This window comes from Paracandidimonas soli (genome assembly GCF_004342005.1).
GTDB classification, from domain to species: Bacteria; Pseudomonadota; Gammaproteobacteria; order Burkholderiales; family Burkholderiaceae_B; genus Paracandidimonas; species Paracandidimonas soli.
Genome location: NZ_SMBX01000010.1, coordinates 107697 through 115420 on the forward strand (window position 1 = coordinate 107697; position 7724 = coordinate 115420).

Genomic DNA, 7724 nt, shown 5'->3' on the forward strand with positions numbered 1-7724 from the left:
CTGGTCCTGTTGACGGGCCAGGCGCACCGAATCAATCAACAAGCTAAGCGGGACTGATATGGCGAGGGAATTTCAGCTCAAGGCGCTCATCATGGGCGTGGATAAGCTGTCGCCGGTGCTGGACAAGGCACGAAAGACAGCGATGGGGTTCCGCCGCCAACTGCTCAATAGCGGCTTGGGTAGCCCTATCAGTATTCAGGGCATTCTCAAGGGTGGCGCTCTGGCAGCGCCATTTGTTGCGGGTGCGCGTAGTGCGATGGAGTTCGAGTCCTCGATGGCCGACGTGCGCAAGGTGGTCGATTTCGATACGCCTGAGCAGTTTAAGGAAATGGCCGATGATGTGTTGGCGCTGTCCAAGCGGTTGCCGATGGCAGCGCGCGACATTGCTCAAATCGTGGCGTCTGGCGGCCAGGCCGGTCTGGCGCGTGAGGAACTGTCGCGGTTCGCTGAGGATGCTGTCAAGATGGGGGTCGCGTTTGACCAGACGGCAGAGCAGTCTGGCGACATGATGGCGAAGTGGCGAACCTCGTTTCGGATGGGCCAGGATGAGGTTGTTGCGCTGGCCGACAAGATCAACTACCTGAGTAACACGGGTCCCGCCTCGGCGGCACAGATATCGTCGATCGTGACGAAGATCGGGCCGCTGGGAGAGATCGCCGGTTTGGCTTCCGGCCAGATTGCCGCGATGGGTGCGACGCTCGCTGGTGTGGGTGTGGCGGAGGAAGTGGCCGCCACGGGCATGAAAAATTTCATGCTGACGCTGACTGCAGGATCCGCGGCGACGAAGAAACAGCAGCAGGTATTCAAGGCGCTGCGTTTGGATGCCAAAGAGATCGCAGCTGGTATGCAGACCGATGCTGAGGGGACGATCAAGCGCATCTTGACCGCGATCAGCAAGGTCGACCCAACAAAGCAGGCTGCGGCAATGCAGCAGCTGTTCGGGCGGGAGTCGATAGGCGCGATCGCTCCCATGTTGAACAACATGGAACTGCTGGAGCGGAATTTCCGTAGTGTCGGCGATGCGACTGCCTACGCGGGCTCGATGCAGGCGGAGTACACCGCTCGCGCGGCCACGAGCGAGAACAATCTGCAGCTGCTGCGCAATAAGGTGGTGGCCGCTGGTATTGCCGTTGGCAATATCTTGTTGCCGCCATTCAACGATTTCATGAGCACCATCGGCCCTGTCATCGATATGGTCGCCGAGCTGGCGGCGCAGAACCCGTGGTTGATCAAGGGGGTTCTGGGTGCTGCGGCTGGGTTCTTGGCGTTGCGTCTTGCTGTGGTGGGTGTGTCGACCGCGATCAAGGTGATGACTACTGTTGCGAGCATGTCCCCGGTGGGGATGATCGTGCGGGGCATTGCGCTGGCCGCTGGCTTCGTGATTGCCAACTGGTCGGCAGTGGCGCCGTACTTCTCGGCCCTATGGGAGCGCATACGCGGTCCTGTGCTGGCGATCTGGGATGTGCTGCGTACGGTTTTCTCGTGGTCTCCGCTGGGGATGCTGATCAGCAATTGGGGGGCGATATCGTCGTGGCTCTCCGGGCTGTGGGAATTGATCAAAGGGGACACCCTGGCGTTGTGGGGCTGGCTGAAGGATGTGTTTTTCAGCTGGTCGCCGTTGGGCCTGGTGGCGGCGCAATGGGAGCCGATTGTTGCGTGGTTCAAGGATATGTGGGCGCGTGTGCAGAGGTTTATCGAGCCGATCCTGAACGGAGTTGACGCGGTCAGGTCTGTGACCTCGGGTATCTCGGATGCCGCGTCCAGCGTGGCCGGAACGGTGGCGGATGGCGCGGCCAGTGCGTGGGGCTGGGTTAAAGGCTCCCTTGGGTTTGATGAAGGGACGGCCAGGGCAGCGCCTGCGGCTATTCCTGCCTCGGCGCCTATGCCTGCCCCTGCGTCGGCGTTGCCGGGTCGGGAGGCGCGGCTTGATGGTGAGCTGCGTGTGCGGTTTGACAATGCGCCGCCGGGAATGCGGGTGGAGCCGGCGGAGGTTGATCAGCCAGGCCTGTCCGTGCCGACGAAGGTAGGGTACCGAAGTCTTGGGAGAGAGTGATGTCGTCATGGCGTGATCGAGTTCAACCAGCGTCGTTTCGCGGGGTTGAGTTCTTCGCGGAAACGGGCCGCGAGCCTGTGGGGCGTCAGACGCAGGTGCATGAGTACCCGCAACGTGATGAGCCGATGGTAGAGGATCTGGGGCGCAGGACGCGCCCGATCCGGCTGACGGCATGGATCGCTGGTGATGATGCCTACGCTCGGCGTGATGATCTGCTCAAGGTGCTGGATGAACCGGGGCCTGGGGAGTTGGTGCATCCGTGGCTGGGGAGGATGACCGTTACGGCGACCGACTGCGAAATGATGCACGACCGCCGTGAGGGTGGTGTGGTGCGATTCGACCTGGTGTTTGTCGCTGGTGGAGAACTGGTTTTCCCGGCAGCGCAAACGAATACGTCGGCGCAGACGCTCCTGGCTGCGGGCGGGGTAGGTGATACGGCATTGTCTCGCTTTGAGCGAGCGATGGCCGGCGTGAGTCTGGCGAGGCTGCAGCTGCGCAATGTGCGTTCGATGCTGCAGGGAGTTGCCGGCGAGCTGAGCCGCGTGCCGGTGCTGCGTGATGTATTTGCGCTGGTGCAGGACGCGCAGGCCGTCTTTGTGATGCTGCGCAATGCGCCCGACACTTTCGCGCGTGCGTTGCTCAATGCTGCGGGTGGTGCTGAGCGGTTGTTTACGGGGTTCGGCTCGGTGGCTTCTGGCGAAGCCGTGTCCCTGTCCGGAATTGAAAGTCAGGCCCGGGCGATCCTCGGTGTCGGGCGGGTGGTGCTGCCCGCAGATAGTAATTCTGCGGCGATGGGCTCGGCGTATAGGGGGCTGGTGCAGGACGCGGTGTTGTTGTCGATGCTGTCCGATGTTGCTCAGGTGCCTGTGGGGCGACCGGCGTCGAAGTCTGGCGTGCCTGAGGTTGGTGTGCTGGCGGATGTTGTGCAGACGTCTGCAACGGATGCCTGGGCGTTGGCGGATGCGCTGCTGGCGGGGCCGGAGCGCAAGATTCCTGTAGCGGATGATGTACGGGAGGCTGGTGCGGCTCTGTCGGATGCGGTTTGGAGTATGTCCGCTGGGGTCGATGTGGAGCATTTTGAGGCGCTGGCGCAGGCGCGTATCCGGGCTGGCCAGCATCTTGCGGCGGTGGCGAGATCGGGGACGCGCCTGGTGCGCATCGAGCCGACAGAAGTGATGCCTGCCCTGGTCCTGGCGTATCAGCAGCATGAGGATGCGGGGCGAGCGGGTGAACTGCTGGCGCGTAACCGAATTGAGCATCCGGGTTTTGTGCCAGTTCGTAGCCTGGAGGTGGCGCAATCATGACGGATGAGCAGGATCGCGTAACGCTCACGGTTGATGGCATGGACTATGCCGGCTGGAAGGGTGTTGAGATCAGCGCCGGCATCGAGCGCCAGGCGCGCGATTTCACGCTGGGTGTGACGTGGCGGTGGCCGGGTAGCGAGTCCAGGCCGCTTCGCATCCGGCATGGCGCACGCTGTCAGGTGCGTATTGGTGCTGATTTGGTGTTGACCGGCTATGTGGATGCCACGCCCATCGAATACGGCAAAACGAGCATTACGACATCGATCACGGGACGTTCTCTGACTGAGGATCTGATCGACTGTTCGGTGTCGCAAACGCCGGGGCAGTGGCGAGGGCAGACGGTGCTGCAGATTGTTCGCGGCCTGGCGCAGCCGTATGGGATCTCTGTCATCGATGAGGGTGGCGATGGGGCGACGGTGGCTGATCACACTGTGGAGCCTGGGGAAACGGTTTTCGAGAGCATCGACCGATTGCTCAGCTTGTCTGAGCTGCTGTCGACTGATGATGAGCATGGCCGTCTGGTGCTTGTGCAGCCTGGCAGCAAGGGGCGGGCAAGTGATGCGCTGGAGCTCGGGAAAAACATTCTGACGGGTCGTGCACCGCTGGATTTCTCGGAGGTATTTTCTGACTACCAGTGCGTGGGGCAGCGAGCAGGTACGGACAATGAGTTTGGTGAGGCGGCGTCTGAGGTGACGGCGTCTGTTGCAGACGATCGGGCGACCCGCTACAGGTTGAAAGTGGTTCAGCCGAGCGGCCAGCTGAGCGCCTTGCTGGCGCAGCGCCGTGCGCAGTGGGAACGTGATAGCAGCCTTGGCCGCGCGCTCGCCGTCGAGTATGAGGTCCAGGGCTGGCGTCAGTCGAGTGGAGAGCTCTGGCGGCCTAACTTGATTGTCAGGGTCCGTGATGAGCTGATGGGGTTCGACCGGGACATGCTGATCTCCGAAGTCACGTACAGGTTGGATGATCAAGGCACGGTTGCGCGTCTGGGATTGGCGCCGCCAGAAGCATTCCTGCCTGAGCCAGGCAAGGGCAGGAAAAAGGCGAAGAAGGGCAAGGGTGGGGATGCATTCGAGTACCTGCTGCCCGAGGACTGGGAGAGCCAATGATTGCACGACTGAAAAATATGCTGGTTCGGGGTGTGGTGTCGCTGGTGGACCCGGCTCGCTTGATGCAGGTCCTGCAGCTGCGAATGACTGCCGGTGAAACAAAGGATGGCGTAGAGCATTTCGAGCCCTATGGCTATACCGCCCATCCTCTTCGTGGGGCTGAGCATCTGACGGCCTTCATGAATGGGGATCGATCTCATGCGGTAGTGCTGTGTGTGGCTGATCGTCGTCATCGTGTCCGGGGGCTGAAGCCTGGGGAGGTTTGCCTATACACGGATGAGGGCGACGAAATCCGATTTCAGCGTGGGCGTGTCATTGGCGTGACGGCGGGCTCTCGCCTGGATGTGACTGCGCCTGAGGTCGTTGTCCGGGCGAGCGTCAAGGTCACGCTGGACACTCCGCTGGTACATGCCACGAAAGACATCAAGGCGGACGGGCATATCAGCGATGCGCTCGGATCGATGCAGGGTATGCGGGACCGGTTCAATGGCCACGATCATCCCGGCGATTCGGGTGGGACGACAGGAAAAACCAATCAACGCATGGAGTGATCATGCAGCTGGAAAATTTTGGTGGGGATGATCCGCTGCAGCGCGCAGTGGTGATCAGCCTTTTCACCTGGCGCCGGGCGCTGCCGTCGGATCCTGTGGATGATGATCGTTGCGGCTGGTGGGGGGATAGCTACCCGTCGGTCGCAAATGACCGCATTGGATCTCGGCTATGGCTGTTGCGTCGTCGGTCGCTGACTGCTGAGACGGTGCGGGATGCCCAGGCATACGCCGAAGAGGCGTTGCGCTGGATGGTCGACGATGGGGTGTTGCTGTCTGTCGTGGTGACGGCGCAGCGTCAAGGTGTGGAGCGGCTGGTGTTGTTTGTGCGCGGCGTAAGTGCGGATGGCCAGGCGGATCTCGATCTGCGTTTTAACGATGTGTGGAGGATCATTCAAGATGCCGTTTGATATTCCGAATTTGCCAACGCTGCTGGGCCGTGCTGAGGCTGACTTTGAGGCGCTGGCGGCTGACTCTCTGCGCCGCTCTGACGCCAAGGTGATTGCGCGAGTACATGGTGGTGCCGCCTATGGGCTGTATGGGTTCCTGGGGCATATCGCGCGGCAGATACTGCCCGACTCTTGTGATGAGGATGTGCTGCGCCGTTGGGCGGCCATGCGTGATGTCGACCGCTGGGCGGCAGTGGCGGCGTCCGGGAGCATCTTGGTCAGTGGCGTGCCTGGGGCAATTGTTGGTAAGGACAGGTTGTGGCAGCGGTTCGATGGCCAGCAGTACGCCGTAGTTGCAGATACCATGATTGCGGACGGACCGACGCTGGTGCCGGTGCGAGCCATGATGCCAGGGGCTGCTGGGAATACTGATCCGGGGGTGCGTCTCAGCCTGGTGTCTCCGGTGGCTGGGGTGTTGGAGCAGGCCGAGGTGGATCCGGATGGTCTGGTGTCTGGTCTGGATCTGGAGCCGCTGAATGAATGGCGGACGCGCGTTATCGAGAGTTTCCGGGTCGTGCCTCATGGTGGGAGCGATGAGGATTATGTGATGTGGGCGCGGCAGGTGCCTGGGGTGACGCGCGCGTGGACGAAGCCAAACTATATGGGGCCTGGCACGGTTGGGGTGTTCTTCGTCCGGGACTATGACGCAAATATCCTGCCTGGCCCGGCTCAAATTGCTGAGGTGTATGCGCACATTGAATCTGTGCGTCCGGTCACGGGTGAGCTGTATGTATTGTCGCCAACGCTGTTGCAGGTGCATCACCGGATAGAGCTGAGACCGGATACGGAGCAATTGCGCTTACGTGTGGAAGGGTCGTTGCGGAATATGTATGCGCGGGATGCGGACCTGGGTGAGCGGATCTATTGGTCGCATTTTGGCGAGGCGGTCAGCGGCACGGTCGGCGAGGTGGATCACCGGATACTGGAACCGCTGGATGACGTTGTTCCAGGGCCGCATGAGCTGCCTGTGTTTGGGGGCATTGAATGGGCGTGAAGACCGAGGGCGATTATTACCGTCAATTGCTGCAGCTGCTGCCCCTGGGGCCGGCCTGGGATTCGGATCTGAATCCCGGTGTTCATGGTGTGCTTCGTGCGGCTGCCAGGGAGTTTGCCCGTATTGATGCTCGTGCTGATGACCTGTTGGGTGAGATGGTGCCGACGGGTGTGCGCGAGCTGCTGCCGGACTGGGAGCGGGTTATGGGGCTGCCGGATCGTTGTACGGCAGTGCAGCCGCAGTTCTGGCAGCGTCGCGCTGAGGTGGTGCGTCGGTTTGGTGCTGTTGGCGAGCAGCGGCCAGCCTATTTCATCCAGATCGCGGCATTGATGGGGTACCCAGGGGCGCGGGTCATCGAGCACCGGGCGCCGCGCTTTGGGCGCTCCAGGTTCGGCGCTGCTCGCTGGGGGACTTGGGGGCAGCAATTCATCTGGACATTGCAGCTTGGCATGCGGCAGGCAAGGGGTCTGCGCTGGGGGGCTGCGATGTGGGGTAATCGCTTTGGGGTGATCCCGGGCGATGAGATCGAGTGCGTGATTCGGCGCTACGCGCCTTCGCACACGGTTGTCTTTTTCGAATACGAGACGTGAGGGTTACATGGATTTTCCGAAGAGTGTTCCAGGCGTTGGCCTTGTGGGTGGCCGGTTTGTTAATGAGGACGCGGCTACCGGCCAGCTGGGCTCGCTGATCCCCGCCGAGTGGGGAAACTCGCTGATGGACGAGCTCTTTGCCGTCTTCGTAGCGGCAGGCATTGAGCCGGAAGAGTCGGATACGACACAGCTTCTGCAGGCGATTCGCGGGGTGTCTCTGCCTATTTATCCGTCTGCGCCAGCGATGAACGTGGGGCCTATTGTCTATGCGTTGGATCGGCAGCAGATTTTGCACTGGCAGACGATCGGTTCTTTCACTGGTTATGCCAGCCCCGAGGTCGGGAAGTTCACCTGGGGAACGTCGATTGCTGCCCGCCCGTATGAAGAGAACGCCATAGGGCAGACGATCGACCGCACTTTGCCCAAATATGCAGCGCTGGTGGCATGGGCGGAGGTCAACGGTCATATGCAGACCTCCGGGGCGTGGGTGAAGGGGGCCTTTCATTTCGCGAGCCTTGGGGGAAACAGTGTCCGGATGCCGGATTTGCGAGATCAGTTCATCCGCGCGACCGGGACTGACGTTGACACTGCAAATGCAAGACAGCTCGGATCAGCCCAGAAAGATGCCATGGAGAGAATCTATGGCCAGGTCGGCGGCGTACTGAGATCAAATGCGGCAA

The 7724-nt window shown here is 61.4% G+C and carries 7 protein-coding genes and 1 pseudogene; all 8 read left to right on the forward strand.

Going from position 1 to position 7724, the window contains the following annotated elements:
- Positions 1-58: 58 nt before the first annotated feature.
- Complete coding sequence (locus tag EV686_RS16165; protein ID WP_132477988.1) at positions 59-2053, forward strand: phage tail tape measure protein; 1995 nt, start codon at positions 59-61, stop codon at positions 2051-2053.
- On the forward strand, positions 2053-3357 hold the full coding sequence (locus tag EV686_RS16170) for a DNA circularization protein (protein ID WP_132477989.1): 1305 nt from the start codon (positions 2053-2055) through the stop codon (positions 3355-3357). Before EV686_RS16165 ends, EV686_RS16170 begins: the two co-directional genes overlap by 1 nt.
- A complete protein-coding gene (locus tag EV686_RS16175; protein WP_132477990.1) occupies positions 3354-4463 on the forward strand; it encodes a phage baseplate assembly protein in 1110 nt (369 codons plus the stop codon). Before EV686_RS16170 ends, EV686_RS16175 begins: the two co-directional genes overlap by 4 nt.
- On the forward strand, positions 4460-5014 hold the full coding sequence (locus EV686_RS16180) for a phage baseplate assembly protein V (protein ID WP_132477991.1): 555 nt from the start codon (positions 4460-4462) through the stop codon (positions 5012-5014). The genes EV686_RS16175 and EV686_RS16180 overlap by 4 nt, the downstream gene beginning before the upstream one ends.
- A 2-nt stretch (positions 5015-5016) precedes the next feature.
- Positions 5017-5421: a phage GP46 family protein gene (locus EV686_RS16185; protein ID WP_132477992.1), complete on the forward strand. Its 405-nt coding sequence runs from the start codon at positions 5017-5019 to the stop codon at positions 5419-5421.
- A complete protein-coding gene (locus EV686_RS16190; RefSeq protein ID WP_165972652.1) occupies positions 5411-6454 on the forward strand; it encodes a baseplate J/gp47 family protein in 1044 nt (347 codons plus the stop codon). The genes EV686_RS16185 and EV686_RS16190 overlap by 11 nt, the downstream gene beginning before the upstream one ends.
- Entirely contained in the window at positions 6445-7044 is a 600-nt protein-coding gene (locus tag EV686_RS16195; protein ID WP_132477994.1) for a YmfQ family protein, read from the forward strand. Before EV686_RS16190 ends, EV686_RS16195 begins: the two co-directional genes overlap by 10 nt.
- A gap of 7 nt (positions 7045-7051) precedes the next feature.
- A pseudogene (locus tag EV686_RS16200) lies at positions 7052-7724 on the forward strand (hypothetical protein); the annotation flags it as partial.

Bases quoted from the DNA above. Each gene is read 5' to 3' on its own strand.
- EV686_RS16195 (WP_132477994.1), top strand. From the start codon at position 6,445: ATGGGCGTGAAGACCGAGGGCGATTATTACCGTCAATTGCTGCAGCTG.
- EV686_RS16175 (WP_132477990.1), top strand. From the start codon at position 3,354: ATGACGGATGAGCAGGATCGCGTAACGCTCACGGTTGATGGCATGGAC.
- EV686_RS16180 (WP_132477991.1), top strand. From the start codon at position 4,460: ATGATTGCACGACTGAAAAATATGCTGGTTCGGGGTGTGGTGTCGCTG.
- EV686_RS16170 (WP_132477989.1), top strand. From the start codon at position 2,053: ATGTCGTCATGGCGTGATCGAGTTCAACCAGCGTCGTTTCGCGGGGTT.
- EV686_RS16165 (WP_132477988.1), top strand. From the start codon at position 59: ATGGCGAGGGAATTTCAGCTCAAGGCGCTCATCATGGGCGTGGATAAG.
- EV686_RS16185 (WP_132477992.1), top strand. From the start codon at position 5,017: ATGCAGCTGGAAAATTTTGGTGGGGATGATCCGCTGCAGCGCGCAGTG.
- EV686_RS16190 (WP_165972652.1), top strand. From the start codon at position 5,411: ATGCCGTTTGATATTCCGAATTTGCCAACGCTGCTGGGCCGTGCTGAG.